This is a genomic window from Pseudomonas delhiensis (assembly GCF_900187975.1).
Taxonomy (GTDB): Bacteria; Pseudomonadota; Gammaproteobacteria; order Pseudomonadales; family Pseudomonadaceae; genus Pseudomonas; species Pseudomonas delhiensis.
The window spans coordinates 63,810-90,358 of sequence record NZ_FZPC01000007.1 but is presented as its reverse complement, the minus strand read 5'-3'; the positions used below and the strand labels follow the sequence as shown (position 1 = coordinate 90,358).

Below are 26,549 nucleotides of genomic sequence, written 5' to 3'. Positions count from 1 at the left end.
CTTGCGGGGCTAGGTCGTTCTGAGCCAGAACGCTGCCCCATGCTTCTCTACGCCTTTCATTCTCTCGTCGGCCCAGAGGTCGTTCAGTAACTGCATGCTCTCGGTGCAGTAGTAGAGGTAAACCAGAGGTAGTTCGATCTCCAGCCTGTTCATCCCGCCCAGCAAGTAACAGCACAGTAGATACTGTTCGTTGTAGAAGCGGTCCGCCCATTCGTTGGGGTAGTCGAATGGGAGGTAGATGTCGTGTATGCCAATGGTTATGCCGGCACGCAGGGTGGGAAGTATCTCTGTGAAGAAGACCGTCACATCGGAATTCTGGAATGACCGATGGCTGTTGTCGATAAAGAAGACATCCCCCTCCTGAAGCATCGAAAAGAAGCCTGTATCCAGCTCCTCCAGCGGAGCCCTGACGACTTCATCGCAAATGGCATCTATCTCGGCACGGGGACATGGGTCTATCGAAATGATCCTGGTTTGCAGGTCATGGTCCTTGATGGCCTGGCGGACGAACTTCGTCGAGTTGCCCGAACCGACCTCGACGTAGTGGCGGGGGTTCCCGAGGGCCGCATAGCCGTAGAGCGAAAGGGCGTCGGCGCCAGGCAACCAGCCATTTATCCAGTTGGGCGCCTGCGGCCTGTCCTTGTTGAAATCCCTGCTTATTTCACAAAGCTGCTCCTTGAGTGATATAAATCTATTTAGTTTGTTTTCTATTTTTGTTTTGTTTTCAAGGTAGTGCTTGTCTAGTAAGTATCTTACTGGAGAGTTTTCCAGGCTGTCTCTTCTTTTGGGGGAATATGTAGAGTAGTCGTTGATTATGATTTTGCTTTTCATAATGCCTATTTTGGTTTGACTGTTATGGGCCTTGTTATGATGTTGTTGTCTTCGTTTGATTCTTTTATTAGATTTTGGTCATCGATCAATGCTCCTATTTGATGCGTTCCTAGCGTGGAGTTCCATAAGCTCTCATTGGTGCCGATTATTATTTTTTCACCAGGTTCTAAGCTTGTTTTTACACCGCCCCATTGGCAGTGCATTGCTTCGGGACATATGCCGTTGATGGTGTATAGAACGCCTATCCAATCATTTGGTGTGGTAATATTTCCTATGTTTTCAACTTCCACGGAGAGAGCTAGGGGGCTTCCCACAACTGGCGATGATGGGCTCCAATGTAGGCTGGTAGGAGTGAGGTCTGGCTTGTTTTGAATGTTTATTTTTCTTGAAATAGTGTTATTGATTTTTTTGCTTCAACTGCATATTTTTGGTCATCGACCAATGCTGTGATCTTGTGTGTGCCTGCTTCTGCTCGCCAAGAGCCATTGCCGTTAATTGAAATTTTCTTTGTTTCTCCAATCGCTAAAGAGCTCGTTGTTCCTCCCCACATGCAGCCTGAGGCTGGGCATTTGCCATCAATTAAAAGCAAGACTCCAATCCATTGGTTTGGTAGCTCTCTGCCTCCTATGTTTTTTATCTCTGCGGAAAATTCCACAGGCTCGCCTGGGAGGAAGTCTTTAGGGGTATTTGATAGCTTTGTTATAATGAGGTCGGGTAGATTTTTTAGGTGTTCTATTGTTGATTCTGCTATTTCCCTGCAGTTGTCTATCGAGTATTTGAAGTCTGGTTTGTTTTCTGGCCAATAGGCAAAGTATGAAACCCCTAGGCTGGGTATGGATGTGTTTCCAAAGGTGCTTTTTATCGCCTGATACAAGGCGGGTTGAAATTGCTCGTTAAAATAAGGGGATGCGCATGCTTCTGTATTGTAGGCAGGAAAGGTGTATATATATTTGTTTTTGTGTAAATTATTTCTTTTTAGTTTTTCAAATGTGTCTATGAGTGCTCGAATATCTCCATCATATATCTCTAGGAATGTTGCATCTTGAATGTTGGTGCTCATTGTTTCTTTGATCTTGTCGTCACTCAAACTCCAGAAAGTGTTGGAAACTAGTACTGGTCTTTTTTCTTTGTTTGTATCTAGGCTTCTGATTTGCTTGTAGATTAGCTCTTGGAATTCTTTGCAGATTCCTTTCTTTCCTGTCTGGGAGATAGTAATTGCCGGTTCGTCGAATGTGTAGTAGCCGGAGATAGTGTCGTTGGATAAGCCCAAGGATGTTATTGATTTAAGTATGTCCTTTGTTTCGTCTGGTAAATACTCACTCCCTTTCGCACATACGCTGGGTGACCTTAGACTCCACGTGTCGTGGAGTATCCCAGATATGTCTATTATTAGTTCGAATCTGGATAAGGTAGGGTCTGAGCGAAAATTGACTATTTTGGTTTGTATCTCGTTTATGGAGTATCCTTTCACTGCAATGGTGTTTATACCTGCGTAGCGGAGAGAGCTTAAATCTTCACGATATTTCTGAGTGATGGCTTTAGGTATGCTTGCATAGAGCATATTTATTTCTTTTGGCTCTGCAGATTGTGCCTGTGTGGGAAGAAATGCTGCAGTGGTCACGAATACCGAGTTTATTATTTTTTTAGCGATATTCCCGGGCATTTTTTTACTCCTTGAAAACTCGGATTTTATAGTCTTTCCATGTAGGATGTTTCTCGTTGTCGTGTGTAATTATTCTTTAGGTTTGAACTAGATATCTTATGCAATTAAGTTTGGGGCTAATTCGAGACTAATGCTGCTTTGGGTCCTACTCCGATCTGCATTCCTATTCACCCAATGAATAAGAGTTTCGCCTGGCGGTATATGGTTTCGCGACTCTGGGCTACATTGCTATGCTGCGAAGGCTGGCCGTCACTGGCGGCCTATGGATTTTCCGCAATACAACGACAAGATCGGGAAACGTCATGCAGCCTTTCAGCTTCGCCACCACCGCGCAGATCCTCTGCGAGAGCGGCTCCGCCGCCCGCCTCGGCGCGCTTTGCCGGGAGCGCGGTGCCGCGCGCGTGCTCATCGTCAGCGACCCCGGCATCACCCGCCTGGGCCTGCTCGACGGGGTGCTGCCGGGCTTCGCCGCCGCCGGGGTGGCGGTGCGGGTGTTCGACCAGGTGCTGGCGGACCCGCCGGAGGCCGTGGTCCTGCAGGCCGCCATGCAGGCGCTGGAGATGGGCGCGCAACTGGTCGTCGGCTTCGGTGGCGGCAGTTCCATGGACGTGGCCAAGCTGGTCGCGCTGCTGGCCCACCCGCAGGCCACCCAGGCCCTGCCGGAGCTGTTCGGCGTGGGCAATGCCCGCGGCCCGCGGCTGCCGCTGATCCAGGTGCCGACCACCGCCGGCACCGGTTCGGAAGTCACCCCCATCGCCATCGTCACCACTGGCGCCACCACCAAGAGCGGCGTGGTCAGCCCGCACCTGTTGCCGGACCTGGCGCTGCTCGACGCCGACCTGACCCTCGGCCTGCCGCCGGCGGTGACCGCCGCCACCGGCATCGACGCCATGGTCCACGCCATCGAGGCCTATACCAGCAAGCTGAAGAAGAACCCGCTGTCCGACCTGCTGGCCCGCGAGGCCCTGCGCCTGCTGGCGCGGAACCTCGATACGGTGGTGCACCACGGCGCCAACCGCGAGGCGCGCCAGGCCATGCTGCTGGGCGCCTGCCTGGCCGGCCAGGCCTTCGCCAACGCGCCGGTGGCGGCGGTGCACGCCCTGGCCTACCCGCTGGGCGGGCACTTCCACATTCCCCACGGCCTGTCCAATGCCCTGGTGCTGCCGGAGGTGATGCGCTTCAATGCGCCGGCCGCCGCCGCGCTGTATGCGGAGCTGGCGCCGTTGCTGCTCGGCGAGCGCCTGCGCCGCGGCGACCGCGACGGCCTGGTCGAGCAGTTCATCGACGAACTGGCGGCCCTCAGCCCGCGCTGCGGCCTGCCTTCGCGGCTGCGCGATGCCGGCGTGCCGGAGCACGCGCTGGTCGTGCTGGCCAGCGACGCCATGCAGCAGCAGCGCCTGCTGGTCAACAACCCGCGCGAGGTCGGCGAGGCCGATGCCCTGGCGATCTACCGCGCCGCCTACTGAGGACGACATGAGCGAACACCCCAGCCGCGCCGACTACCGGCACTTCCAGCCGATCACCACGCGCTGGCACGACAACGACGTCTATGGCCACGTGAACAACGTGACCTACTACGGCTTCTTCGACACCGCGGTGAACACCTACCTGATCGAACGGGGCGGGCTGGACATCCACGACGGCGAGGTGGTCGGCTTCGTGGTCAGCTCCAGCTGCGACTACTTCGCCCCGGTGGCCTTCCCCGAACGCATCGAGGTCGGCCTGCGCGTCGGCAAGCTGGGCAGCAGTTCGGTGCAGTACGAGCTGGCGGTGTTCCGCGAGGGCGAGGAACTGGCCTGCGCCGCCGGGCGCTTCGTGCATGTCTTCGTCGAACGCGCGAGCAACCGCCCGGTGCCGATTCCCGCCGGCCTGCGCGAGGCCATGCAGGCTCTGCTGGCCGGCTGAGGCCAGGTCTCGTCGAGCGCGCAGCGGCAGGCACGGCCTCTCGTAGGAGCGAGCTTGCTCGCGAATGAGCCCCGCTGCGGAACCTGTTCGCGAGCAAGCTCGCTCCTACGAAGAGCAGCCCGGCGCGGCCATCGGCGCCGGTCTGGGCGGCGCAGCCGGCACAGATCCGCTACGGTCAGGGACGCCAGGCACCATGAAAAACGCCGTTTCCCCCCTATGGAGGAAACGGCGTTTCTGTCTTGCCCGAGCGAACGATGGCTCAGTCGCGGTGCTTATGCTTGCGCTTGTGTTTGTGCTTGTGGCCGCCGTCGTGGTGGTCGTCGTCATCGGCCAGCGAGCTGCCCACCGCGCCGCCGGCCGCGCCGCCCAGGCCGGCGCCGATGGCCGCGCCGGTGGAGCCGCCGACCTTGTTGCCCAGCACCGAGCCGCCGGCCGCGCCCAGGCCGCCGCCGATGGCGGCCTCGGTCTTCTTGCCGTCCTTGGCGCCCACGGCGCCGCCGGCCGCACCGCCGACGCCGGCGCCGATGGCCGCGCCGGTGCTGCCGCCCAGGGCGCCGCCGACGACGTTGCCCAGGGCACCGCCCAGGCCGCTACCGACTGCCGCGTTGGTGTTGTCGCCGGCCAGGGCATACTGGCTGGCGACCAGGCCGATGGCCAGGACCGAGAGAGTCTTGCGCATGTTCTAACCTTTCAGAGAGGGAAAGTCGGAAGCATTGTTCCCAACGCAAAACAGCCGGACAAGTCTGTCCGGCTGAGCTGCAGGGTTTATCGCGGGGAGCCTGCCCTGGGTCAATCCCAGTGCTTGTGGTGGCGATGGTGCTTGTACCAGCCACGATGGCGGCCGCGGTCGTGCCCGTGCCAGTGGCGGTCGTCGTAGCGGGCGCGGCGGTAGCCGCGGTAGTCGTCGTCATCGTCGTGGCGGTTGCTGTCGGCATAGTGGTTGCCCAGCGCGCCACCGCCGCCGCCGCCCAGGGCCGCGCCGATCAGGCCGCCGGTGCTGCCGCCGATCTTGTTGCCGATGACCTGGCCGCCGGCCGCGCCGAGGCCGCCGCCGATGGCCGCTTCGGTCTTGTTGCCGCGGCGGGCGCCGACCGCGCCACCGGCCGCGCCGCCGACACCGGCGCCAATGGCGGCACCGGTGCTGCCGCCGACCGCCTGGCCGACGACGGTACCCAATACCCCGCCCAGGGCGCCACCGACGCCGGCACGGGTGTCGCCGTCCGCGAAGGCGGAACCACCGACCAGCGCAAGAGACAACAGGAGCATCGAGGAGTACTTCATAGAGAGGTTCTCTGTGTGGATGTTGGCGTCGATGCTGCTGTTGCGTGACAAGGCTTACAAGCCTCTGCCGACGAGTGACGCGACTTTCATCAAAAAAGGCAAGTATTTGATTTAAGAACAGAACTTTTTCTATTTCGGGCTGTCTGAATGACATTCCGAGGGTATGAATTTCGCGTGTTGTTCGCACAAAGTGCTGTTGCAATGATGGCATTTCACGCGATGAGGAAAAAGGCGAAAGCCGGTTCCGTAGACCAGCCTCGGCTCTTTCCCGTCGAATTTTCCGGACGAATGACTCGGGCGTACAACCGTGCGGGGTCGTACGCCCGAGACCGTCAAAGGATGCGGCCGTCGTCCCGGGCGTTTTCCAGGCGTACCGCGACGAACTTCGAGGTCGGGGTGAAACTGCCTTCGCCGTGGCTCTGCAGCGGCACCAGCGGGTTGGTCTCCGGGTAGTAGGCGGCCGCCTGGCCCGCGGGGATGTCGAAGGCCAGCAGGGTGAAGCCGCTGACCCGCCGTTCCACGCCATCGTCCCACAGCGAAACCATGTCCACCTTCTGCCCGGGCTCGAAGCCCAGCCGGCGGATGTCCGCCTCGTTGGCGAAGACCACCTCGCGCTGGCCGCGCACGCCGCGGTAGCGGTCGTCCAGGCCGTAGATGGTGGTGTTGTACTGGTCGTGGGAGCGCAGCGTCTGGAGGATCAGGTGGGGGCGCTCGCCGGTGCGCCGCACCTGTTCCGGCAGCAGGTCCTCGGGTAGCGGCGCGGCACTGAAGTTGGCCAGGCCGCTGGCGGTGTTCCAGCGCCGCTCCCGGGCCGCGTTGCCCAGGTAGAAGCCGCCGGGGTGCTTCAGCCGCTGGTTGAAGTCGGCGAAGCCGGGGATGGTGTCGGCGATCAGCTCGCGGATGCGGTCGTAGTCGGCGATCAGCGCGTCCCAGTCCACCGGGTGGTCGCCCAGGGTGGCCTTGGCGATGCCGGCGATGATCGCCGGTTCCGAGCGCATCTGCGCCGACAGCGGCTCCAACTGGCCGTAGGAGGCGTGGAGCATGCTGAAGGAGTCTTCCACGGTCACCGCCTGCGGGCCGCCGGCCTGGCGGTCGATGTCGGTGCGGCCCAGGCAGGGCAGGATCAGCGCGTCCTCGCCGCAGGTCAGGTGGCTGCGGTTGAGCTTGGTGCTTATGTGCACGGTCAGCGCGCAGCGCTCCAGGGCGCTGTGGGTGCGCGGGCTGTCCGGCGTGGCCTGGGCGAAGTTGCCGCCCAGGCCGATGAAGACCCTGGCCTGGCCTTCGAGCATGGCGTTGATGGCTTCCACGGTGTTGTGGCCATTGTGCCGCGGCACCTGGAAGGCGAAGCGCTTCTCCAGGGCATCGAGCAGCGCCGCCGGCGGCCGGTCGTTGATGCCCATGGTGCGGTCGCCCTGCACGTTGCTGTGGCCGCGCACCGGGCACAGGCCGGCGCCGGGCCGGCCGAGGTTGCCGCGCAGCAACTGCAGGTTGACCACTTCCTGGAGGGTCGGCACCGAATGGCGGTGCTGTGTCAGGCCCATGGCCCAGCACATGATGACGCGCTCGGCGCGGCGGTACATGGTCGCCGCCGCCTCGATCTCGGCCAGGCTCAGGCCCGACTGGCGCTCGATGGCGTCCCAGGCGGTGGCATCCAGCTCGGCCAGGTAGGCCTCGACGCCGTGGGTGTGTTCGGCGATGAAGGCGTGGTCGAACACCGCCGGCTCGCCCTTGGCCTGGGCCTCGCGCTCCCACTGCAGGAGGAACTTGGCCATGCCGCGCACGGCGGCCATGTCGCCGCCCAGGGCGGGGCGGAAGAACGCGGTGTTCAGCGGCTCGGAACCGTTGGTCAGCATCTCCAGGGCGTGCTGCGGGTGCTGGAAGCGTTCCAGGCCGCGTTCCTTCAACGGATTGAAGGCCACCACCTGGGCGCCGCGCTTCACCGCCTCGCGCAGCGGTTCGAGCATGCGCGGGTGGTTGGTGCCGGGGTTCTGGCCGAACACGAAGATGGCGTCGGCATGCTCGAAGTCGTCGAAGGTGACGGTGCCCTTGCCGACCCCGACGCTCCGCCCCAGGGCCACGCCGCTGGCCTCGTGGCACATGTTCGAGCAGTCCGGGAAGTTGTTGGTGCCGAAGGCGCGGACGAACAGCTGGTAGAGGAAGGCCGCCTCGTTGCTGGCCCGGCCGGAGGTGTAGAACTCGGCCTGGTCGGGGCTTTCCAGGTCGTGCAGGTGCCTGGCCACCAGGGCGAAGGCCTCGTCCCAGGCCACCGGCACGTAGCGGTCGCTGGCGCGGTCGTAGCGCATCGGCTCGGTCAGCCGGCCCTGGTACTCCAGCCAGTAGTCGCTCTGCTGGCGCAGCGCGCTGACGCTGTGGCGGGCGAAGAAGGCGGCGTCCACGCGGCGCTTGGTGGCTTCCCAGTTCACCGCCTTGGCGCCGTTCTCGCAGAACTTCACCCGGCCGTCCTCGGGGGAGTCGCCCCAGGCGCAGCCGGGGCAGTCGAAGCCGCCGTTCTGGTTGGTCTTGAGCAGCGCGCGCAGGTTCTTCAATGGCTGCTTGCTGTCCAGCCAGAAGCGCGTGACGCTGATCAGCGCGCCCCAGCCGGCGGCCGGGCTCTTGTAGGGTTGGTAACGGGGGTTGATCGGTTGCAGGCTCATCGGATGTCGGGCGTCAGTGGGGGGCCGGCGCCGGGCTGTAGACCCGCGGCGCGTTGTGATGGGGGAGGTGGATCAGGTTCAGCCGGTGCCGGCGCGCCCACTCGACGGTGAGCGCGGTGGGCGCGGACAGGCTGACCAGGGTGGCGATGCCGGCGCGCACGGCCTTGTGGATAAGCTCCAGGCTGCAGCGGCTGGTGACCACGGCGAAGCCGTCGCGGCAGTCGCGGCGCTGCCGCTTGAGCGCGCCGATCAGCTTGTCGAGGGCGTTGTGCCGGCCGATGTCCTCGCGGCACAGGACGACCTGGCCGGCGCCGTCGACATGGAGCGCCGCGTGCAGCGCGCCGCTGCGCCGCGCCAGCTTCTGCACCTGGTCGATGCGCTGGCGCAGGCCCAGCAGGTGGGCCGCCGGCGGCAGCGGCGCCGGCTCCAGCGGGCGCAGTTCGGGCAGTGCCTGCTCGAGCGCCTCCACGCCGCACAGGCCGCAGCCGCTGGTGCCGGCCTGGCGCCGGCGTTGCTGCTTGAGCGCCCAGAAGGCCCGGCTCGATATCTGCACCTCGGCGCTGACGGCCTCGGCGAAGCGGTTCAGGCGGATGTCATAGATGTCGTCGATGGACTCGACCAGGCCGGCGCTCAGGCTGAAGCCGCGGATGAAGTCCTCGATGTCCTCGGGAGAGGTCATCATCACGGCCTGGCTCAGGCCGTTGTAGGCGATCGCCAGGGCCACCTCCCCGGCCAGCTCGGCGCGGTCGGAAGCGGGCTCGGCGCCCAGTTCGGCGTAGGCGTAGGCGCCGCGGGCCGTGGCATCCGCGGGCGCCGGGCAATGGGGCTGGCAAGGCATGGGCTGGGGCCCTGTATTGGAATAGTGGCGCCAGCCTAGGGCCCCGCCGCGGGAGCGTCTAATCGGAAGTGCCAATGCCTTGATCGACGCCATCTATCACGGCGCCGTGGCGCTCGTCGCGGGCTTTTCGTCGGCGGCCGGCGGCTTTCGGACGGCTCCTATCGTTGCCCCCGGCGCTGGCGTCTAGACTTCCTGGCGGCGCGGTCAGCCCGGAGTCGGCCGCAGGAACTCTAATCGCAAGGAGAAAGGACATGGGCATTCTGTCATTCGTTAAGGAAGCCGGCGAGAAGCTGCTGGGCGGCCTGCTGGGCGACAAGGCGCAGGCCGCCGAGTCGCTGAAGGAGCACGTGGCCAAGGTCGGCCTGGGCAACCCGAACATCCAGGTCAGCGTCGAGGGCGACAAGGTGATCGTCAGCGGCGAGGCGGCCAGCCAGGAAGAAAAGGAAAAGATCCTCCTGGCGCTGGGCAACGTCGAGGGCGTGGCCGGCGTGGAGGACAGCATCAGCGTGGCCCAGGCGGCGCCGGCGGCGCGCTTCGTGACGGTGAAGAAGGGCGACACCCTGAGCGCCATCGCCAAGGCCGAGTACGGCAACGCCAACGCCTACATGAAGATCTTCGAGGCCAACAAGCCGATGCTCAGCCACCCGGACAAGATCTACCCGGGGCAGGTGCTGCGGATTCCGGAATAAACGCGGCGGCAGGCTTCAGGCGGCAGGCTGCAGGCGAGAGCGGGCTGGGCTTTTGCCTGCAGCCTGCGGCCTGTAGCCGCTCTTAAAGCCCCTCGATCAGGCTGCGATAGTCGTCCACCGCCGCGAATTCCGCGGTGTCCTTCGCGCCCTGGCGGCTGTCCGGCTGGCGTACCGCCAGCAGGTGGGCGATGCCGAAGGTGCGGGCGCTGCGCAGGATCGGCAGGCTGTCGTCGATGAACAGGCTGCGCGCCGGCTCGAAGCCGAAGTCGGTGTGCAGGGCCTGCCAGAACTGCTGGTCTTCCTTGGGGAAGCCGTAGTCGTGGGAGCTGATCAGGCGGTCGAACCAGGGCGCCAGCTCCACCCGTTCCAGCTTCAGCGACAGCGAATCGCGGTGCGCGTTGGTGATCAGCGCCACGCGCTTGCCGGCGCCGCGCAATGCGGCGAGGAAGGTGTCGGCGTCCGGGCGCAGGGCGATCAGGTGCGCCACCTCGCGCTTGAGGTCGCGGACCGACAGCCTCAGTTCGCGGCTCCAGAAGTCCAGGCAATACCAGTTGAGCTGCCCGGCGTTGTCGCGGAACAGCGGCAGCAGCTCGGCGTCGGCCTGCTCGCGGCTGATGCCGTGGTGCTCGGCGTAGCGCTGCGGCAGGTGCTGCAGCCAGAAATGGTTGTCGAAGTGCAGGTCGAGAAGGGTGCCGTCCATGTCCAGCAATACGCTGTCGATCCCGGCCCAGTCCAGGCGTGGCATGCTCTGCCCTGTCGCGAAGTGCCGCCCTGTCGCCGCCGGGGCGCAAGGTTCGGCACGGATTATCGGAAAAGGCGGGTATCATAGCCCACCCGGACCCGCCCCAGGAGTCGTCCCATGCGTCAGAAACCCGAGGTGCTCGCCCGCGAGATCGTCGCCAAGAGCCGCCTGTTCGCAGTCGAAGAGCTGCAGTTGCGCTTCGCCAACGGCGTCGAGCGGACCTACGAGCGCCTGGTGGGCAAGGGCCAGGGCTACGGCGCGGTGATGGTGGTGGCGCTGCTGGACGCCGAGCACGCGGTGTTGGTGGAGGAATACTGCGCCGGCGTCGACGAGTACCAGCTGTCGCTACCCAAGGGGCTGGTGGAGCCGGGCGAGGACGTGCTGGCCGCGGCCAACCGCGAGCTGAAGGAAGAGGCCGGCTACGGCGCCGGGCGGCTGGAGCACATCACCGAGCTGTCGCTGTCGCCGGGCTACATGAGCCAGCGCATCCAGGTGGTGCTGGCCCGCGACCTCTACCCCGAAAGCCTGCCGGGCGACGAACCGGAGCCGCTGCGAGTGGACCGCATCAACCTGCGCGAGCTGTCGAGCCTGGCGCAGAACGCCGCCTTCAGCGAAGGCCGCGCCCTGGCCGCGCTCTACCTGGTGCGCGACATCCTGACCCAGCGTGGGGAGCTGCAGCTCTGATGCAAGACCTGATTCCATCCGTCGTGGCGCTGGTGCAGCGCGCCGGCGACGTCATCCTGCCGTTCTGGCGCAGCGAACTGAAAGTCGACGAGAAGGCCGATGCCTCGCCGGTGACCGCCGCCGACCTGGCCGCCCACCGTGTGCTGGAAGAGGGCCTGCGGGCGCTGGCGCCGGAAGTGCCGGTGCTGTCCGAGGAAGACTGCGCCATCGCCCTGGCCGAGCGCCGCCAGTGGTCGCGCTGGTGGCTGGTCGATCCGCTGGACGGCACCAAGGAATTCATCGCCGGCAGCGAGGAATTCACCGTCAACGTCGCCCTCATCGAGCGCGGCAAGGTGCTGTTCGGCGTGGTGGGCGTGCCGGCCACCGGCCGTTGCTACCACGGCGGCGCCGGCCTGGGTGCCTGGCGCCAGGACGCGGGCGGCGCCATCGAGCCGATCAGCGTGCGCAACGCGCCCGCCGAAGCCTTCACCGTGGTGGCCAGCAAGCGCCACTCCAGCCCGGCCCAGGAGCGCCTGCTGGCCGGCCTGGGCGAGCGCTTCGGCGACCTGACGCTGGCCAACATCGGCAGCTCGCTGAAGTTCTGCCTGCTCGCCGAGGGCGCCGCCGATTGCTACCCGCGCCTGGCGCCCACCTCGCAGTGGGACACCGCGGCGGCCCAGGGCGTGCTGGAAGGCGCCGGCGGCGAAGTGCTGGACCTGCGCGGCGAGGCCTTCACCTACGAGGCCCGCGAGGATTACCTGAACGGCTCCTTCCTGGCCCTGCCGAAGGCGGCCGCCTGGCGCGACGAGCTGATCCAACTGGCCCGGGCGCTGGATTGATTTCACGCCTTGCGCGCGAAATCGCTTCCCGTAGGAGCGGACCTTGTCCGCGATAGCCGGATACACCGGCGCGATTCGCGGATAAGATCCGCTCCTACGCCACGCCTCCGCGCCATTCCCCTGCAGGAGCGCGCCCTGCGCGCGATTTCGCGGGCAGGGCCCGCTCCTACTGGCAAGCGAGGCGGTTCGCGAGCAAGCTTGCGCCTACAGACCGATCATCATCGCCGTGACTTTCCATGCCTGAACTACCCGAAGTCGAGACTACCCGCCGGGGCATCGCGCCCTATCTCGAAGGCCAGCGCGTCAGCCGTGTGGTCGTCCGCGACCGGCGCCTGCGCTGGCCGGTGCCCGAGGACCTGGACGTTCGCCTGTCCGGGCAGCGCATCCTGAGCGTGGGGCGGCGGGCCAAGTACCTGCTGCTGGAGGCCGAGGCGGGCACGCTGATCAGCCACCTGGGCATGTCCGGCAGCCTGCGCCTGGTGGAATGCGGGCTGGCGGCGGCCAAGCACGAGCACGTCGACATCGAGCTGGAGTCGGGCCTGGCGCTGCGCTACACCGACCCGCGGCGCTTCGGCGCGCTGCTCTGGAGCCAGGCGCCGCTGGAGCACGAACTGCTGCGCCACCTGGGCCCGGAGCCGCTGACCGATGCCTTCGAGGGCGAGCGCCTGTTCCAGCTGTCCCGCGGCCGCAGCATGGCGGTCAAGCCGTTCATCATGGACAACGCCGTGGTGGTCGGGGTGGGCAACATCTACGCCACCGAGGCGCTGTTCGCCGCCGGCATCGACCCGCGCCGCGAGGCCGGGAGCATCTCGCGGGCGCGCTACCTGAAGCTGGCCGAGGAGATCAAGCGCATCCTGGCCATCGCCATCGAGCGCGGCGGCACCACCCTGCGCGACTTCGTCGGCGGCGACGGCCAGCCGGGCTACTTCCAGCAGGAGCTGTTCGTCTACGGCCGCGGCGGGGAGTTCTGCAAGGCCTGCGGCGGCACCCTGCGCGAGGTGCGCCTGGGCCAGCGCGCCAGCGTCTACTGTCCGCGCTGCCAACGCTGAGCGGGCGCTTTTCCGCTATTGCTATTGGGCGGTTCGCGAAGAGCGGCCGTCTGTAGGAGCGAGCTTGCTCGCGAACCATGTCCTGCACCCATAACAACAAGAAGGTCCATCGATGTCCGGCAACTACCTGCCCCCCAACCCTTTCGCCGAGTGGCTCGGCCGCAGCATGCTGAGAATCGCCGGCTGGCGCATCGAGGGCGCGCTGCCGGCCCTGGACAAGTTCGTGGTGATAGGCGCGCACCACACCTCCAACTGGGATTTCATGCTGTTCCTGGCGGCCAAGTTCGTGCTGCGCCTGAACGCCCGCTGGTTCGCCAAGCACACCCTGTTCCGCCGGCCCTTCGGCGGCCTGTTGCGGCGCTGGGGCGGCATCCCGATCCGGCGCCACCTCAGGCTGAACACCGTGGACCAGGCGGTGCAGGCCTTCCGCGACAGCCGCGAGATGATGTTGATCATCTCCCCCGAGGGCACGCGCAAGAAGGTCGAGCGCTGGAAGATGGGCTTCTACCACATCGCCCGCGGCGCCGGGGTTCCGGTGGTGCTGGCCGCGCTGGACTACGGCAACCGGCGCATCGTCATCGGCGAGCCGTTCTGGCCCAGCGGCGACGAAGCGGCCGACCTGGGGCGGATGCTGGCCTTCTACCGCCCCTTCGTACCGCGCAAGCCGGCATACGCCTTCCTCGGCGGTTGATGGCCATCACGCTGACAAGCCCTGTCGCGCTGATATAGTTAATGGCAGTCTGCCTGCCAACCCAGCATGAAAAAGGATTTACGCCATGAACCTGTTCCGCGCCCTGGCCGTCGTTCTGGCCCTGACCCTCGGCCTGTCGGCCGTTCCCGCCCAGGCCTCCGACGCGATCAGCAACACCTCCAGCGGGGACCCGATCTACAGCACCAACTCGCCGCCGTTCTACAAGATGCTCGGCGACCTGATCATCGCCCGCCCGCTGCTGCTGGGCGCCACCGTGATCGGCACCGCGGCCTTCATCGTCAGCCTGCCGTTCACCGCCCTGGGCGGCAACGTCAAGGAAGCCGGCCAGGCCCTGGTGGTGGACCCGGGCAAGGCCACCTTCGTGCGCTGCCTGGGTTGCACCGAAAGCGGCTACAAGCAGGACTGACCCTGCCGCGCCGGTGATGCCGGCGCGCCCTTCCCGAGGGGGCCATGGCCCGTAGCGAATTGAAGAAGCACCTGCGCCCGCTGCTCCTGCTGCTGGCGGCGGGCGTGCTCGGCTACGCCTTCTGGTCCAGCGCCGGGTTGCTGCAGCTGGGCGCGGGCCTGGCGCTGTTCCTGTTCGGCATGCAGTGCCTGGAGGAGGGCCTGCGCGACCTGGCCGGCAGCCAACTGGAGCTGTGGCTCGAACGCAGCACCTCGACACCGTCCAAGAGCCTGCTGTTCGGCCTGTGCGGCACCTTCGTGCTGCAGTCCAGCACCCTGGTCTCGCTGCTCACCATCGCCTTCATCAGCACCGGGCTGATCCAGTTGGCCAGTGGCATCGCCATTCTCTTCGGCGCCAACCTCGGCGCCACCAGCGGCATCTGGCTGCTGGCCCTGGCCGGGCAGAACCTGAGCCTCAGCCCCCTGGCCCTGCCGCTGCTGGTGTTCGGCGTGCTGGCCGGCTTCAACGGGCCGAAGAGCAAGGCCGCCGGGCGCATCCTCATGGGCATCGCCTTCATCTTCCTGGGCATCGACCAGATCAAGGACGGCTTCTCCAGCTTCGGCGACGCCCTGGACATGACCGGCCTGCAGGCCGAGGGTGTGCCGGGGGCCTTGCTGTTCGTCGGCATCGGCACCCTGATCACCGTGGTGCTGCAGTCCAGCCATGCCACCCTGATGCTGACTCTGGCGGCCCTGGCCGGCGGCCAGTTGGAGCTGGGCCAGAGCCTGGCCATCGCCATCGGCTCCAACGTCGGCAGCAGCGTCACCACCGCCTTCGTCGGCTCCCTGGGCGGCAACCGCAACGGCCAGCGCCTGGCCCTGGCCCACGTGCTGTTCAACCTGGTCAGCGGGGTGCTCGCCTTCGCCCTGCTGGCGCCGCTGACCTGGCTGGTGCGCTGGCTGACCGCCCAGGTCGGCCTGGGCGACAACCTGCTGATCCAGCTGGCGCTGTTCCACACCCTGTTCAACGGCATGGGCGTGCTGCTGTTCTGGCCGCTGCAGACGCGCCTGGCGCAGTGGCTGATCCGCTGGCTGCCGGACGTGGAGGAACCTTCGGTGCTGATCACCGACCTGGCCCCGGCGACGGCGGCGCCACTGCCGGAGCGTACCCATGCGCGCTACCTCAGCGAGCGCGCCCTGGACTCGGCGGACGCCGCCGCCAGCGCGGTGACCCAGGAGCTGCAGCACCTGGGGCGCCTGAGCATCGAGGTGATCTGCCACGCGCTCTACCTGCCGGTGGACCTGCTCAACCAGCCGAAGGTGGACGAGGCCGCCCTGCAGGCGGGGCCGGAGCGCTTCGCCATGGACGCCCAGGCGCTCTACCAGCAGCACATCAAGGGCGTGTACGGCGACCTGCTGAGCTTCATGGGGCGCCTGGAGACGCCGCTGGACGAGGCCCATCAGCATTTCTGGATGGCCTGCCAGGTGGCGGCGCTGCAACTGGTGGACGCGGTGAAGGACGCCAAGCACCTGCAGAAGAACCTGGGCGCGGCCCTGCAGGGCGAGCCTTCGGTGGCGCGGGACTGCTACCTGGAACTGCGCCGCCACCTGCTGGGCGCGCTGCGCGAGGTTCGCGCCATCGGCGCCCTGGACCCCCGCCAGCTACCGGAAGGCGCCTGGGCCGCGCGCCTGGCGCTGTTCGACGAGCAGGCCGCGCAGTTCGACGGCGCCTTCCGCAACCACCTGTTCGCCGCGGTGCGCCGCCATGAGCTGGACGGCGCCCGGACCAGCTCGCTGATGAACGACCTGGGCTACGCCAGCCGTATCGTGCAGAGCCTGCGCAACGTGTTGCAGCTGCGCATCGAGCAGGGCCTGGACGGCGCCCTGCCCGAGCGCGCCGCCGACGAGGCGTCGCCGCTGCTGGTGCCCTGACTCAGTAGTGCACCGTGGTCCCGGCGGCCAGGCCGATGCCGCGCGGGTCGCTGGCGGCGTCCACGTCGCCGGTCTTCTTGCGCCACAGCAGCACCTGCTGGTTGCCGTAGGAGGGCGCGACTTCCTTGAGGCTGTAGCCACGGCCGGCCAGCTCGGCCTTCTGCGCCTCGGTGAAGGTGCGCGGCTCGTGCTCCAGCACGTCGGGCAGGTACTGGTTGTGGTAGCGCGGCGCGCCCACCCAGTTCTGCACCGAGCGGCCGTCCAGGTACTGCAGCATGGCCAGCAGCACCATGCTGGGGATGCGGCTGCCGCCCGGGGTGCCGAAGGCCGCCAGTTCCCCGGGGCTCTCGATGAAGCTCGGGCTCATGCTCGACAGCGGGCGCTTGCCGGGGGCGATGGCGTTGGCCGCGCTGCCGGCCAGGCCATAGGCGTTGCTGCCCTGGATGTCGGCGGCGAAGTCGTCCATTTCGTCATTGAGCAGCACGCCGGTGCCGGGCGCGGTGAAGGCGGCGCCGAACGGCAGGTTCACCGAGAGGGTGGCGGCCACCGCGTTGCCCTGTTCGTCGATCACCACGAAGTGCGTGGTGTGGTCGCCTTCGCGCCAGCTCGGCGCCGGCGGCAGGGCGGCGCTGGGGGTGGCGCGGCGCGGGTCGATGCCGGCGGCCAGGCGCTTGAGGTAGTCGGGGGCCAGCAGTTGCTGCACCGGGTTGGCGATGCGGTCGGGGTCGCCGAGCATGCTGCGGTCGTGGTAGGCGCGGCGCAGGACTTCGGCCACGTAGTGCACGCGCTGGATCGGCTCGGCCTTCTGCCAGGGCAGCTGGGCCAGCATGCCCAGGCTCTGGGCGATGGCCACGCCGCCGGCCGAGGGCGGCGGCGCGCTGACCAGCTCGCGGCCTTCGCCCAGCGGGTAGCGCAGCGGCTGGCGCTCCACCACCTGGTAGCTGCGCAGGTCTTCCAGGCTCCAGATGCCGCCGGCGGCGCGCACGCCCTGCACCAGCTTGTCCGCCGTCTCGCCTTCGTAGAAGCCGCTGCGGCCGTAGCGCGCCAGGCGCGACAGGGTGTTGGCCAGTTCCGGCTGGCGCAGCAGGTCCCATTCCTCGGGCAGGTTGCCCTGCTGCAGGAAGATGCGCGAGGTCTCGCGGTCCTTGCGCATGGCCTCCAGGCGGCCGGCGGCGCGAGTGATGTAGATGCGGTCGACGGAGACGCCGTCGGTGGCCAGGCGGATCGCCGGCACCAGGTTGTCGGCCAGCGGCTTGCGGCCGAAGCGGCTGGTGAGCTCCACCAGGGCCGCGGGCAGGCCGGGAATGGCGGCGGCCAGGGGGCCGTTCAGCGACAGTTCCGGCTGCACCTTGCCGTTGCGCACGTACATCTGCGCGCTGGCGGCCAGCGGCGCGCGCTCGCGGGCGTCGATGAAGCGGTAGCTGGGCGTCGGCCCGGCCTGGCGCAGCAGGAAGAAGCCGCCACCGCCCAGGCCCGAGCTGTAGGGCTCCGCCACCGCCAGCGCGGCGGCGATGGCCACCGCGGCGTCAAAGGCGTTGCCGCCGCCGGCGAGGGTTTCCAGGCCGGCCACGGTGGCCGCCGGGTGGGCGCTGGCCACGGTGGCCTGGGCCACCGGCTGGCTGGCGGCGTGGACGCTGGCGGCGCCGAGCAGCAGCAGGCCGCAGGAGAGGGCGAGGGAATGGAAGCAGCGGTTCAGCAGGGACATGGCATCTCACGAATCGTCGGGTGGCCCCGGACCGGCGTCCGGGAAAAACCACGGGAGCGAATTGGGAGGATAGACAATCCCGCTGCCTCGCGGTTGCCGAATGCGCTGTGGGAAGCCGGCGATCGGCCTGTCAAGCCGCCGGGGTCAGGCCTTGCCGGTGAGCTTGAGGTACTTCTGCATCAGTTCGTCCTTGCTCTCGACATGGGCGTCGTCGAGGGGGATGCAGTCCACCGGGCAGACCTGCTGGCACTGCGGCTCGTCGTAGTGGCCGACGCACTCGGTGCACAGGTTGGGGTCGATCACGTAGATCTCCTCGCCCTGGGAGATGGCGCCGTTCGGGCACTCGGGTTCGCAGACGTCGCAGTTGATGCAGTCGTCGGTGATTTTCAGGGACATCGAAAAACTCCGGCCTTGGCGCGTGGCCAGGCTGTCAGCAAGAGGAATGCTGCAATTTTGCCGCATTGGCGTGCGCGTTGCACGCTGGCCGGATCAATTGCCGCCTTCCCTGGCGGCGCGCAGGCGCTGGATCAGCGCTTGAAGCGCTCGGCCAGGGCGCTGGCCACCGCGGGGTGGACGAACTTGGTGATGTCGCCACCCAGGGCGGCGATCTCGCGCACCAGGGTCGAGGAGATGAAGGAATACTTCTCCGACGGGGTGAGGAACATGCTCTCCACGTCCGGGGCGAGCTGGCGGTTCATGTTGGCCAGCTGGAACTCGTACTCGAAGTCCGATACCGCGCGCAGGCCGCGCAGCAGGATGTTGGCGTTCTGCTCCTTGACGAAGTGCGCGAGCAGGGTGGAGAAGCCGACGACTTCGACGTTGGGCAGGTGCGAGGTGACCTGGCGCGCCAGTTCGACCCGTTGTTCCAGGGGGAACAGGGGGTTCTTCTTGGGGCTGGCGGCGACGGCGATGATCACCTGGTCGAACAGGCGCGAGGCCCGCTCGACCAGGTCGGCATGGCCTTTGGTGATGGGGTCGAAGGTACCCGGGTACAGCACTCGGTTCATCGCAGCGTCCTGGTGGTTCAAGGGGCAGGCGTGGGCATTGGCGGGGCTGGATGGTAACGCAGCAGCCCGGATGGGCCAAGCGACCTTGGTAGTGCCCGCCGGCGCGGACTACCTGATTTTTCCCGGCGAATGCCGCCGGCCGGCGCGCAAGGCCCGTGGCAGAGCCTTCGCGCCGGGAGCGGGGCTCAGGCCTTGCCGAGGCGTTCGGCGAGGCCGCTGGCCAGTTGCGCGGTCAGGCCGTAGACCGACAGCTGCGGGTTGGCGCCGATGCTGGTGGGGAACAGCGAGCCATCGTGGATCGACAGGTTCTCCAGCTGGTGGTGGCGGCCGAGGCTGTCGCACACCGACTGCTTCGGGTCCTCGCCCATGGCGCAGCCGCCCATCACGTGGGCGCTGCCCAGGCGGGTGCGGTACAGCTCCAGGCTCAGGCCGTCGATCAGCGCGCGAGCCTCGGCGGGGGTCTTCACGTAGCCGGCGTCGGCGTGCAGCGGCAGCACGGCCTTGGCGCCGGCGGCGAACTGCACCTCGGCCATGGTGTGGAAGGCACGGCGGATGCCGTCCCAGGTGTAGTCGGTCATGCGGTAGTCGAGCACCGGGGTGTCGTCGCCGCGCAGGCTCACGCTGCCCACCGCGCTGTCCGGGTGGAAGCCGTCGCGCATCAGGGCGAGGATCATGTTGGTGTGCGGCAGTTGCTCCATGCGCAGGGCGTTGTCGATGCCGAAGCGGCCGAGCAGGGTGGTCGCCAGGGCCGGCTGCAGCGGCGGCACCTCCAGCTTGTAGGACATGCGCCCGGCGGTGCCGTCGTCCCACTGGAAGTGGTCGGAGTAGATCGACTGCGGCGCGCCGTAGAAGGGGTTGACCACCTGCTCGAACTGCGCGGCGCTGAAGTTCACCACGTGCAGGAAGGTGCGCTGGCCGACGCGGCCGTTGGGGTCCGGGGCCTTGGAGCGCAGCAGCACCGCCGGGCTGTTGATGCCGCCGCCGGCGAGCACGTAGTGGCGCGCCTTGACGATGACCTTGCGGCCGGTGGGCGCCACGCAGCGGGCGTCCATGGCCAGGCATTCCAGGCCGCTCACCTTGTCGCCGTCCAGCAGCAGGCGGTTGGCGCGGGCCAGGAACAGCAGCTCGCCGCCTTTGTCCAGGGTGGCCGGGATGGTGGTGACCAGCATCGACTGCTTGGCGTTGGTCGGGCAGCCCATCCCGCAGTAGCCGAGGTTCCAGCAGCCGCGCACGTTGCGCGGGATGACCTTCCAGTGATAGCCGAGCTTCTCGCAGCCCAGGCGGATTACGTCGTTGTTGAAGTTCGGCGGCATGATCCAGGGCGCCACGCCCAGGCGCTCTTCCATCCTGGCGAACCAGGGCGCCATTTCCGCGGGGCTGTGGCCCTTCACGCCGTGTTCCCTGGCCCAGTGTTCCAGGGTGGCGTCCGGGGTGCGGAAGCTGGAGGTCCAGTTGACCAGGGTGGTGCCGCCCACGGCGCGGCCCTGGAGGATGGTGATGGCGCCGTCCTTGCTCATCCGCCCGACGCCTTCCTGGTACAGGCTGGAGTAGGCCTCCGGCTCCTGCAGCTTGAAGTCGGAGCTGGTCTTGAGCGGGCCTTCCTCCACCAGCAGCACCTTGTAGCCGGCGCCGCTGAGGATTTCCGCGGTGGTGCCGCCGCCGGCGCCGGAGCCGATGACGACCACGTCGGCTTCCAGGGTCAGGTCGTTGTCCAGGCGCGAGCCGTCGTGGACTTTCCAGCCGCGGGCCAGGCCTTCGGCGAACAGATCGGGTACGGGCATCAGGGGTACTCTCGGGAATTCTTGTTATGGGAGTGGCGGGGCTCAGACCTTCGGCGGCCCGGGGTAGCCGCAGTGCGCCCAGGATTCCGGGCGCCCGTACCAGGCCATCATCACCAGCTGCAGCAGCGAGCTGTGGCCCATCTTCAGCAGGCCGATGGAGCTGTTCTGCCAGCGCTCCAGGAAATGCCGCACGTCGTCCGCGCTGGCCTTCTCCCAGCTGCCCCAGACGCCGGTGAGCGGGCCGCGGGTGACCGGCAGGGCCAGCACGTCGAACAGCTGCACGGTGAGCTTGAGCATCTCCTGCGAGAGGTGGTCGAGGGTGTGGTCCAGGCCCGCGAGGGTGCCCTGCACCGCCTCGGCCATGCGCTCGGCCGGCACGGCGCCGGCCAGCATCACCGGGATCAGGGCGCGCAGGAAGGGCAGGTCGGATTCGCGGATGACCTTCATGCCGGCGGCCGGGGTGCTGGCCGAGCAGCCGCTGAGGGTGGCGGTGACGCCGGCGGTGGCCAGGAAGGCGCCGCCGAGCAGGCCGATCTTGAGCACGCCGCGCCGGGAGAGTCCCGGCGCGCTCAGGGAGGTGTCTGTCATTCTTGTTGTTTCACCTGGGTGGAGTACGCGGTCTCAGCGGATGAACAGCTTGTAGACCAGTTTCTGCAGCGACTTGCCGTAGGGCGGGTAGATCACCCGGGCGGCGTTGAAGCGCGGCTTGCTGAACACCGCCTTGGCCTTGCTGAAGGTGAGGAAGCCTTCGTGGCCGTGGTAGTGGCCCATGCCCGAGGGGCCGACGCCGCCGAAGGGCATGTCGTCCTGGGCGACGTGCAGCAGGGTGTCGTTCAGGCACACGCCGCCGGAGTGGGTCTGCGCCAGCACCCGGTCCTGCTCGCGCTTGTCGTAGCCGAAGTAGTACAGCGCCAGCGGCCGCGGCCGGTCGTTGATGTAGGCCAGGGCCTCGTCCAGGCGCTGGTAGGGGATGATCGGCAGCAGCGGGCCGAAGATTTCGTCCTGCATCACCTTCATGTCGTCGTCGACGTTCAGCAGCAGCGCCTGGGGCAGGCGCCGCCCGCTGGCTTCCGGCAGCAGGCGGATGACCTGCGCGCCCTTGGCCTCGGCGTCGCTCAGGTAGCCGTTGAGACGGGCCAGCTGGCGTTCGTTGATGATGGCAGTGTAGTCCGGGTTGTTCTCCACGCTGGGGAAGAAGCCCTGCACCACCTCGCGGTAGGCGCTGACGAATTCCTCGACGCGCTGCTGCGGCACCAGCACGTAGTCCGGTGCCACGCAGGTCTGCCCGGCGTTGAGCGACTTGCCGAAGGCGATGCGTTCGGCGGCGTCCTTGATCGGCACGTTCTCCGAGACCAGTGCCGGCGACTTGCCGCCCAGCTCGAGGGTGACCGGGGTGAGGTTCTCCGCCGCGGCGCGCATCACGTGCTTGCCGACGCTGGTGGCGCCGGTGAACAGCAGGTGGTCGAAGGGCAGCCTGGAGAAGGCCACGCCGACGTCCACCTCGCCCTGGACCACGGCCACCAGGTCCTCGGGGAAGACCTTGGCCAGCAACTCCTTGAGCACCTGGGCGGTGGCCGGGGTGGACTCGCTCATCTTGATCATCACCCGGTTGCCGGCGGCCAGGGCCGCGGTCAGCGGGCCGATGGCGAGGAACAGCGGGTAGTTCCACGGCACTATCACCCCGGCCACGCCCAGCGGCTGGTACTCCACGCGGGCCGACGCCGGCATGAACTGCATGCCGACGCTGCGCCGCGAGGGCTTCATCCAGCGCGCCACGCGTTTGCGCGCGTAGTGCACGCCGTGCAGGCTGGGCATGATCTCGGCCAGGCGGGTCTCGTCGGCGGAGCGGTTGCTGAAGTCGCGGGAAATGGCGTCGATGATCGGCTGCTGCTCGCGCACCAGCAGGTCGGCCAGGCTCCTGAGCCATTGCTGGCGCTGGCCGGCGCTGGGCAGCGGGTTGGCGCGGTAGGCCTGGCGCTGGCGCTCGAACAGGCTCTGAAGCTGGTTGATGTCCTGCTGCGTCTGCTGCAGGTAGGCGATGTCGGCGACCATGGCGGGCTCCTCGGCGGACCGGCTGGGGGAAGCGCTCCGGGTGGGGGGGGGCGCTTCGCGTTGTGCTTGTCGCTGGATTTTTAGAGCAATTACTCTAATATGTCAAATAGCATGCCGCGCCAACGCCGCGCGGCCTACCCAACGAAAAGCTGGGCGAGCGCCCGGAGTGTTACGCCGGCTGCACCGCACGTAGCAATCCGTGTACCTTTGCCCCTTGCCGTAGAAAAGTGATTCCGAGCCCGCGCATGGCCCCACGCATCAAGACCCGCGACCGCATCGTCCAGGAGAGCCTGGCGCTGTTCAACGCCCAGGGCGAGCGCAGCGTCACCACCAACCACATCGCCGCGCACCTGGGGATTTCCCCGGGCAACCTGTACTACCACTTCCGCAACAAGCAGGCGATCATCGCCGAGCTGTTCGCCGAGTACGAGGCGCGGGTGGACGACTTCCTGCGCCTGCCCGACGGCCGCGGGCTGACCATCGAGGACAAGACCTTTTACCTGGAGGCGCTGCTGGCGGCCATGTGGCGCTACCGCTTCCTGCACCGGGACCTGGAGCACCTGCTGGAAAGCGACGCGGAGCTGGCCGCGGCCTACCGCGCCTTCGCCCGGCGCGCGCTGGTGAACGCCAAGGCCATCTACCGCGGCTTCGTCGAGGCCGGCATCCTGCGGATGGACGAGATCCAGCTGGAGGCCCTGACCCTCAACGCCTGGATCATCCTCACCTCCTGGGTGCGCTTCCTCTGCACCACCCACCAGGTCACCGGCGACCTCAGCGAGGAGCTGCTGCGGCGCGGCATCTACCAGGTGCTGGCGCTGGAGAGCGGGCACATTGCCGAGGGCTCGCAGGCGGCGGTGGAGCGGATCGCCGAAAGGCTGTATGTGCCGTTGGCGGAAAGTCCTTCGCAGGGCGTGTGAGTTATCCACAGGGATGATCGCGGACAGCGTCCTACGTTCGGCTTTTCGTAGGAGCGAGCAAGCTCGCGAACGGGCGTATGCCGGTTGCTTCGGTGCGACGTTGAATTCCTTTCCCTCTCCCCAGCCCTCTCCCTGAAGGGAGAGGGGGCTTGTCCGTGCCAACGGGAAGAACGTCGCTCGCTGGATGCCTTAGTGATAACCGGCTAACGCCGAAGCAACCGAGCACACCGAACGGTCCCCTCTCCCTTCAGGGAGAGGGTTAGGGAGAGGGCGCTCTTGGGCAAACACCAAGCACTCACCGGCAAACACCGTTCGCGAGCAAGCTCGCTCCTACGAAAAGCCGAATCGGCCCCGCCGGTATCAATCTTTGCGCGGCCCCGGCACCAGCGGCTGGCGCAGTTCCAGGCCATGGCGGAGGAAGAATCCCTCCACCCCAGCGGTGGCATCGGTGTACAGGCGAGCGCCGGGATGGTCGGCGATGAAGCGCTGCATCAGCGAAGTGCCGATGCCACGGCCCTGGTGAGCGGGCAGCACCGCCAGCTCGGCCAGCCAGGTGGTCTGGGCGTTCTCCGGCTCGGCGCGGAGCAGGCCGACCACCTGCTCGCCCTCGCTGGCCAGCAGCACGTAGCCGGACGATTCGCAGAGATCGCGCAATTCATCCGCGTCGTTCGGGTGGCCCCAGCCGACGGTGCGGTAGAGCGCCGCTATGCCAGCGCACTGGGCGTCGTCCAGTGAGGTGACGCGGTGAATCCGGATGGTCGCTTCGCTCATGGCTTCCCCTCCTTGCCCTTTGGCGCCTCCAGCCTGGACCATCGCTGGCCGGCCGATGCTGATCCCGGTCAAGCCCGCGTCAGCCGGCGTTGCCGTGCAGGGCCAGCAGCCAGTCGGGGATGCGCCTTTCCAGATAGTAGTCCGGCTGCCCGGGCGTGCCGCCGATGAAGCCCACGTGGCCGCCGTGCTCGTGCAGCTCCAGCTGGGTGCTGGCGGAGAGTTCGTCCGCCGGCGGGATGCTGCCGGCGTCGATGAAGGGGTCGTCGCTGGAGTGGATGATCAGCGTCGGGGTGCGGATGCCGCCCAGGTAGAAGCGGCTGGAGGCGCGCTTGTAGTAGTCGTGGGCGTCGGCGAAGCCGTGCAGCGGCGCGGTGACGCGGCCGTCGAAGTCCCAGAAGGTGCGCATGCCGTCCAGCGGCCCCAGGCGTTCCAGGGCCGCCAGGTGCTCCTGGGCGCCGCGCTCGGCGAAGCTCTGCTGCTTGTTGCGCACGTAGGCCACCAGTTCGCGCATGAAGTGCGCCTGGTAGATGCGCGAGAAACCGATGCCGATGCGGTCGGCGCAGCGGTCCAGGCGGAACGGCACCGACACCGCCACGGCGCCGCGCAGCGGGCTGTCGCCGCCGCGCTCGCCCAGGTACTTGAGCAGCACGTTGCCGCCCAGCGAATAGCCCACCGCGTACAGCGGCGCCAGCGGGCGCATGCGCCGCAGGTGCTCGATGACCGCTGCCAGGTCCTCGCTGATGCCCGAGTGGTAGCCGCGCGGCAGCAGGTTGGGCTCGCCCGAGCAACCGCGCCAGTTCAGCGCCACGCTGGCCCAGCCGCGGGCCTGCAGGGCGAACTGCAGGCCGCGGATGTAGTGCGAGTCGGAGGAACCGGTCAGCCCGTGGACGGCCAGCACCAGCGGCGTGCGGGCGTTGTGCGGGCCATGCCAGTCGAGGTCGAGGAAGTCGCCATCCTCCAGCCACAGCCGCTCGCGCTCGCGCTGCAGCACCGGCGCCTTGCGCAGCAGCGAGCCGTAGAGCGTCTGCAGGTGCGGGCCGGGGAGCCACCAGGCGGGTTGGAAGGGCGGTGTCATGGGGGCAGGGCTCAGTTGCGGATGAGGTTCATGATCAGGTGGATCATCAGTTCTTTCTGTCGTGGATCGCTTTGCGCCACCAGCAGGGCGATGGCGGCCAGGGCGTTGTCGTTGATCTTCAGTTCGCCGTCGTGCTTGAGGTGATGCTGGTTGCGCTGCAGGAACCAGATGAACAGGAAGGCGCCAATACGCTTGTTGCCGTCGGTGAACGGATGGTTCTTGATGATGAAGTAAAGCAGGTGTGCAGCCTGCTCCTCGATGCTGGGGTAGAGGAACTGGCCGGCGAAGGACTGCGTGACGTTGCCGAGGATGCCGAGGAAACTGTCGTCCTTGGGGCGTCCGAACAACTCGCTTGCCTCGCCCTTGGCCAGCAGGTCGGTCTTCAGGGCCGTGATCGCGGCGTGAGCATCGGCGGGTTCGATGGCGTAGCGGATGCTTTCATCGAAACCTTCCGCGGGCAGGCGCTCGCTGTCGAACTGGTTGAGCAGCACGAAGGTGCGCGCATAGCCGGCGATGACACTCACCAGGCCCCGCGCCTCGGGTAGGTTGGCCTGGTCGATGAGGTTCTGCTGGAACAGCGTCAGCGTCCGCTCCAGTTCGCGAACCCGTGCCTGCTGGGCTTTCAGGCGTTGCTCGTTGAGTGCGTAACCCTGAACCAGATAGTCCTTGAGCACCTGGTTGGCCCAGATGCGGAACCGCGTGCCTTGCCGGGAGTTGACGCGGTAGCCCACGGAGATGATGGCGTCGAGGTTGTAGTAGTCGATCTGCCGGGTGACTTCGCGATCCCCCTCGCGTTGAACGGTTGCACTTTTTGCAACGGTTCGTTCGCGATCCAGTTCCCTGCTGTCGAAGATGGCTTTCAGGTGCCGCGAAATGACCGACTTGTCACGCCCGAAAAGGTCGGACAGTTGCTGCAGGCTGAGCCAGAGCGTGTCGTGCTCCAATCGAACCTCGACTGCCAGATGACCGTCGTCCGCTTCGTAGATCAGAATCCCCTGCTCATCGGTATCGCTCATCCAGCACATCCTTTTTGTCTGACCGCCTTCCCCTGGGGGATCA

General features: G+C 66.6%; 27 protein-coding genes. 10 read left to right on the top strand and 17 right to left on the bottom strand.

Features of this window, described 5'->3' with window-relative positions; all coding sequences use genetic code 11:
* Nucleotides 1-9: 9 nt before the first annotated feature.
* The 3 genes from CHC02_RS08230 to CHC02_RS29885 are packed head-to-tail and all read right to left on the bottom strand — an operon-like array spanning nt 10 to nt 2,494.
* Entirely contained in the window at nt 10-831 is an 822-nt protein-coding gene (locus CHC02_RS08230; protein ID WP_089390999.1) for a class I SAM-dependent methyltransferase, read from the bottom strand.
* A gap of 5 nt (nt 832-836) precedes the next feature.
* Nucleotides 837-1,205 carry a CARDB domain-containing protein gene (locus CHC02_RS08225; RefSeq protein ID WP_279615545.1) on the bottom strand — a complete coding sequence of 123 codons (369 nt, stop codon included), beginning with the start codon at nt 1,203-1,205 and terminating at the stop codon, nt 837-839.
* A 2-nt stretch (nt 1,206-1,207) separates the two neighbouring features.
* Entirely contained in the window at nt 1,208-2,494 is a 1,287-nt protein-coding gene (locus CHC02_RS29885) for a CARDB domain-containing protein (protein WP_139210203.1), read from the bottom strand.
* A 302-nt stretch (nt 2,495-2,796) separates the two neighbouring features.
* Between CHC02_RS29885 and CHC02_RS08220 the strand changes: the two genes are divergently transcribed.
* Together CHC02_RS08220 and CHC02_RS08215 are read left to right on the top strand one after the other, a co-directional pair.
* On the top strand, nt 2,797-3,960 hold the full coding sequence (locus CHC02_RS08220) for an iron-containing alcohol dehydrogenase (protein ID WP_089390997.1): 1,164 nt from the start codon (nt 2,797-2,799) through the stop codon (nt 3,958-3,960).
* Between the two features lie 7 nt (nt 3,961-3,967).
* Complete coding sequence (locus tag CHC02_RS08215; protein WP_089390996.1) at nt 3,968-4,399, top strand: acyl-CoA thioesterase; 432 nt, start codon at nt 3,968-3,970, stop codon at nt 4,397-4,399.
* Nucleotides 4,400-4,658: 259 nt separating this feature from the next.
* Here the strand turns inward: CHC02_RS08215 and CHC02_RS08210 are convergent, their stop codons facing one another.
* From CHC02_RS08210 to fdhD, 4 genes are all read right to left on the bottom strand, one after another.
* On the bottom strand, nt 4,659-5,078 hold the full coding sequence (locus CHC02_RS08210; protein WP_089390995.1) for a glycine zipper domain-containing protein: 420 nt from the start codon (nt 5,076-5,078) through the stop codon (nt 4,659-4,661).
* 110 nt (nt 5,079-5,188) lie between these two features.
* A complete protein-coding gene (locus CHC02_RS08205; RefSeq protein ID WP_089390994.1) occupies nt 5,189-5,680 on the bottom strand; it encodes a hypothetical protein in 492 nt (163 codons plus the stop codon).
* Nucleotides 5,681-6,012: 332 nt separating this feature from the next.
* Entirely contained in the window at nt 6,013-8,334 is a 2,322-nt protein-coding gene (locus tag CHC02_RS08200; protein WP_089390993.1) for an FdhF/YdeP family oxidoreductase, read from the bottom strand.
* Between the two features lie 13 nt (nt 8,335-8,347).
* Nucleotides 8,348-9,172 carry a formate dehydrogenase accessory sulfurtransferase FdhD gene (gene fdhD, locus CHC02_RS08195; protein ID WP_089390992.1) on the bottom strand — a complete coding sequence of 275 codons (825 nt, stop codon included), beginning with the start codon at nt 9,170-9,172 and terminating at the stop codon, nt 8,348-8,350.
* Nucleotides 9,173-9,423: 251 nt separating this feature from the next.
* Here fdhD and lysM point away from each other — a divergent pair, with 251 nt between their 5' ends.
* The gene (gene lysM / locus CHC02_RS08190; protein ID WP_089390991.1) at nt 9,424-9,861 is read left to right on the top strand and encodes a peptidoglycan-binding protein LysM; all 438 of its coding nucleotides are present in this window, start codon (nt 9,424-9,426) and stop codon (nt 9,859-9,861) included.
* 82 nt (nt 9,862-9,943) lie between these two features.
* Here lysM and yrfG read toward each other — a convergent pair whose 3' ends face one another.
* Complete coding sequence (gene yrfG / locus CHC02_RS08185; RefSeq protein ID WP_089390990.1) at nt 9,944-10,606, bottom strand: GMP/IMP nucleotidase; 663 nt, start codon at nt 10,604-10,606, stop codon at nt 9,944-9,946.
* Nucleotides 10,607-10,720: 114 nt separating this feature from the next.
* On the opposite strand from yrfG, the gene nudE reads away from it, so the two are divergent.
* The 6 genes from nudE (at nt 10,721) to CHC02_RS08155 (ending at nt 16,182) form a co-directional block, all read left to right on the top strand.
* The gene (gene nudE / locus CHC02_RS08180) at nt 10,721-11,287 is read left to right on the top strand and encodes an ADP compounds hydrolase NudE (protein ID WP_089390989.1); all 567 of its coding nucleotides are present in this window, start codon (nt 10,721-10,723) and stop codon (nt 11,285-11,287) included.
* On the top strand, nt 11,287-12,105 hold the full coding sequence (cysQ, locus tag CHC02_RS08175; protein ID WP_089390988.1) for a 3'(2'),5'-bisphosphate nucleotidase CysQ: 819 nt from the start codon (nt 11,287-11,289) through the stop codon (nt 12,103-12,105). The genes nudE and cysQ overlap by 1 nt, the downstream gene beginning before the upstream one ends.
* Nucleotides 12,106-12,341: 236 nt before the next feature.
* A complete protein-coding gene (mutM, locus tag CHC02_RS08170) occupies nt 12,342-13,154 on the top strand; it encodes a bifunctional DNA-formamidopyrimidine glycosylase/DNA-(apurinic or apyrimidinic site) lyase (protein ID WP_089390987.1) in 813 nt (270 codons plus the stop codon).
* Nucleotides 13,155-13,266: 112 nt separating this feature from the next.
* A complete protein-coding gene (locus CHC02_RS08165; RefSeq protein WP_089390986.1) occupies nt 13,267-13,845 on the top strand; it encodes a lysophospholipid acyltransferase family protein in 579 nt (192 codons plus the stop codon).
* An 85-nt stretch (nt 13,846-13,930) separates the two neighbouring features.
* A complete protein-coding gene (locus CHC02_RS08160) occupies nt 13,931-14,272 on the top strand; it encodes a multidrug transporter (RefSeq protein ID WP_089390985.1) in 342 nt (113 codons plus the stop codon).
* A 44-nt stretch (nt 14,273-14,316) separates the two neighbouring features.
* Nucleotides 14,317-16,182 carry a Na/Pi cotransporter family protein gene (locus CHC02_RS08155; protein WP_089390984.1) on the top strand — a complete coding sequence of 622 codons (1,866 nt, stop codon included), beginning with the start codon at nt 14,317-14,319 and terminating at the stop codon, nt 16,180-16,182.
* 1 nt (nt 16,183) lies between these two features.
* Here CHC02_RS08155 and ggt read toward each other — a convergent pair whose 3' ends face one another.
* The 6 genes from ggt to CHC02_RS08125 all read right to left on the bottom strand — a co-directional run bounded on the left by ggt (nt 16,184) and on the right by CHC02_RS08125 (nt 22,727).
* Nucleotides 16,184-17,887 carry a gamma-glutamyltransferase gene (ggt, locus tag CHC02_RS08150; RefSeq protein WP_089390983.1) on the bottom strand — a complete coding sequence of 568 codons (1,704 nt, stop codon included), beginning with the start codon at nt 17,885-17,887 and terminating at the stop codon, nt 16,184-16,186.
* Between the two features lie 144 nt (nt 17,888-18,031).
* Complete coding sequence (locus tag CHC02_RS08145) at nt 18,032-18,283, bottom strand: YfhL family 4Fe-4S dicluster ferredoxin (protein ID WP_089390982.1); 252 nt, start codon at nt 18,281-18,283, stop codon at nt 18,032-18,034.
* Nucleotides 18,284-18,414: 131 nt separating this feature from the next.
* Entirely contained in the window at nt 18,415-18,894 is a 480-nt protein-coding gene (gene coaD / locus CHC02_RS08140) for a pantetheine-phosphate adenylyltransferase (RefSeq protein ID WP_089390981.1), read from the bottom strand.
* Between the two features lie 185 nt (nt 18,895-19,079).
* Nucleotides 19,080-20,675, bottom strand: coding sequence for a GMC family oxidoreductase (locus tag CHC02_RS08135; RefSeq protein ID WP_089390980.1), 1,596 nt, complete (start codon nt 20,673-20,675; stop codon nt 19,080-19,082).
* A 42-nt stretch (nt 20,676-20,717) separates the two neighbouring features.
* A complete protein-coding gene (locus tag CHC02_RS08130) occupies nt 20,718-21,263 on the bottom strand; it encodes a twin-arginine translocation pathway signal protein (protein WP_089390979.1) in 546 nt (181 codons plus the stop codon).
* Between the two features lie 33 nt (nt 21,264-21,296).
* Nucleotides 21,297-22,727, bottom strand: coding sequence for a coniferyl aldehyde dehydrogenase (locus tag CHC02_RS08125; protein WP_089390978.1), 1,431 nt, complete (start codon nt 22,725-22,727; stop codon nt 21,297-21,299).
* A 245-nt stretch (nt 22,728-22,972) separates the two neighbouring features.
* Between CHC02_RS08125 and CHC02_RS08120 the strand changes: the two genes are divergently transcribed.
* Nucleotides 22,973-23,644, top strand: coding sequence for a TetR/AcrR family transcriptional regulator (locus CHC02_RS08120; RefSeq protein WP_089390977.1), 672 nt, complete (start codon nt 22,973-22,975; stop codon nt 23,642-23,644).
* A 360-nt stretch (nt 23,645-24,004) separates the two neighbouring features.
* Here CHC02_RS08120 and CHC02_RS08115 read toward each other — a convergent pair whose 3' ends face one another.
* From CHC02_RS08115 to CHC02_RS08105, 3 genes are all read right to left on the bottom strand, one after another.
* The gene (locus CHC02_RS08115; RefSeq protein ID WP_089390976.1) at nt 24,005-24,415 is read right to left on the bottom strand and encodes a GNAT family N-acetyltransferase; all 411 of its coding nucleotides are present in this window, start codon (nt 24,413-24,415) and stop codon (nt 24,005-24,007) included.
* 79 nt (nt 24,416-24,494) lie between these two features.
* Nucleotides 24,495-25,490 carry a hydrolase gene (locus CHC02_RS08110; RefSeq protein ID WP_089390975.1) on the bottom strand — a complete coding sequence of 332 codons (996 nt, stop codon included), beginning with the start codon at nt 25,488-25,490 and terminating at the stop codon, nt 24,495-24,497.
* Between the two features lie 11 nt (nt 25,491-25,501).
* Entirely contained in the window at nt 25,502-26,506 is a 1,005-nt protein-coding gene (locus CHC02_RS08105) for a virulence RhuM family protein/type II toxin-antitoxin system death-on-curing family toxin (RefSeq protein WP_089390974.1), read from the bottom strand.
* Between the last annotated feature and the right edge of the window lie 43 nt (nt 26,507-26,549).

What these genes read in the sequence shown, in the direction of transcription:
- CHC02_RS08230 (WP_089390999.1), bottom strand. Translation starts at nt 831, where the DNA reads ATGAAAAGCAAAATCATAATCAACGACTACTCTACATATTCCCCCAAA.
- CHC02_RS29885 (WP_139210203.1), bottom strand. Translation starts at nt 2,494, where the DNA reads ATGCCCGGGAATATCGCTAAAAAAATAATAAACTCGGTATTCGTGACC.
- CHC02_RS08220 (WP_089390997.1), top strand. Translation starts at nt 2,797, where the DNA reads ATGCAGCCTTTCAGCTTCGCCACCACCGCGCAGATCCTCTGCGAGAGC.
- CHC02_RS08215 (WP_089390996.1), top strand. Translation starts at nt 3,968, where the DNA reads ATGAGCGAACACCCCAGCCGCGCCGACTACCGGCACTTCCAGCCGATC.
- CHC02_RS08210 (WP_089390995.1), bottom strand. Translation starts at nt 5,078, where the DNA reads ATGCGCAAGACTCTCTCGGTCCTGGCCATCGGCCTGGTCGCCAGCCAG.
- CHC02_RS08205 (WP_089390994.1), bottom strand. Translation starts at nt 5,680, where the DNA reads ATGAAGTACTCCTCGATGCTCCTGTTGTCTCTTGCGCTGGTCGGTGGT.
- CHC02_RS08200 (WP_089390993.1), bottom strand. Translation starts at nt 8,334, where the DNA reads ATGAGCCTGCAACCGATCAACCCCCGTTACCAACCCTACAAGAGCCCG.
- fdhD (WP_089390992.1), bottom strand. Translation starts at nt 9,172, where the DNA reads ATGCCTTGCCAGCCCCATTGCCCGGCGCCCGCGGATGCCACGGCCCGC.
- lysM (WP_089390991.1), top strand. Translation starts at nt 9,424, where the DNA reads ATGGGCATTCTGTCATTCGTTAAGGAAGCCGGCGAGAAGCTGCTGGGC.
- yrfG (WP_089390990.1), bottom strand. Translation starts at nt 10,606, where the DNA reads ATGCCACGCCTGGACTGGGCCGGGATCGACAGCGTATTGCTGGACATG.
- nudE (WP_089390989.1), top strand. Translation starts at nt 10,721, where the DNA reads ATGCGTCAGAAACCCGAGGTGCTCGCCCGCGAGATCGTCGCCAAGAGC.
- cysQ (WP_089390988.1), top strand. Translation starts at nt 11,287, where the DNA reads ATGCAAGACCTGATTCCATCCGTCGTGGCGCTGGTGCAGCGCGCCGGC.
- mutM (WP_089390987.1), top strand. Translation starts at nt 12,342, where the DNA reads ATGCCTGAACTACCCGAAGTCGAGACTACCCGCCGGGGCATCGCGCCC.
- CHC02_RS08165 (WP_089390986.1), top strand. Translation starts at nt 13,267, where the DNA reads ATGTCCGGCAACTACCTGCCCCCCAACCCTTTCGCCGAGTGGCTCGGC.
- CHC02_RS08160 (WP_089390985.1), top strand. Translation starts at nt 13,931, where the DNA reads ATGAACCTGTTCCGCGCCCTGGCCGTCGTTCTGGCCCTGACCCTCGGC.
- CHC02_RS08155 (WP_089390984.1), top strand. Translation starts at nt 14,317, where the DNA reads ATGGCCCGTAGCGAATTGAAGAAGCACCTGCGCCCGCTGCTCCTGCTG.
- ggt (WP_089390983.1), bottom strand. Translation starts at nt 17,887, where the DNA reads ATGTCCCTGCTGAACCGCTGCTTCCATTCCCTCGCCCTCTCCTGCGGC.
- CHC02_RS08145 (WP_089390982.1), bottom strand. Translation starts at nt 18,283, where the DNA reads ATGTCCCTGAAAATCACCGACGACTGCATCAACTGCGACGTCTGCGAA.
- coaD (WP_089390981.1), bottom strand. Translation starts at nt 18,894, where the DNA reads ATGAACCGAGTGCTGTACCCGGGTACCTTCGACCCCATCACCAAAGGC.
- CHC02_RS08135 (WP_089390980.1), bottom strand. Translation starts at nt 20,675, where the DNA reads ATGCCCGTACCCGATCTGTTCGCCGAAGGCCTGGCCCGCGGCTGGAAA.
- CHC02_RS08130 (WP_089390979.1), bottom strand. Translation starts at nt 21,263, where the DNA reads ATGACAGACACCTCCCTGAGCGCGCCGGGACTCTCCCGGCGCGGCGTG.
- CHC02_RS08125 (WP_089390978.1), bottom strand. Translation starts at nt 22,727, where the DNA reads ATGGTCGCCGACATCGCCTACCTGCAGCAGACGCAGCAGGACATCAAC.
- CHC02_RS08120 (WP_089390977.1), top strand. Translation starts at nt 22,973, where the DNA reads ATGGCCCCACGCATCAAGACCCGCGACCGCATCGTCCAGGAGAGCCTG.
- CHC02_RS08115 (WP_089390976.1), bottom strand. Translation starts at nt 24,415, where the DNA reads ATGAGCGAAGCGACCATCCGGATTCACCGCGTCACCTCACTGGACGAC.
- CHC02_RS08110 (WP_089390975.1), bottom strand. Translation starts at nt 25,490, where the DNA reads ATGACACCGCCCTTCCAACCCGCCTGGTGGCTCCCCGGCCCGCACCTG.
- CHC02_RS08105 (WP_089390974.1), bottom strand. Translation starts at nt 26,506, where the DNA reads ATGAGCGATACCGATGAGCAGGGGATTCTGATCTACGAAGCGGACGAC.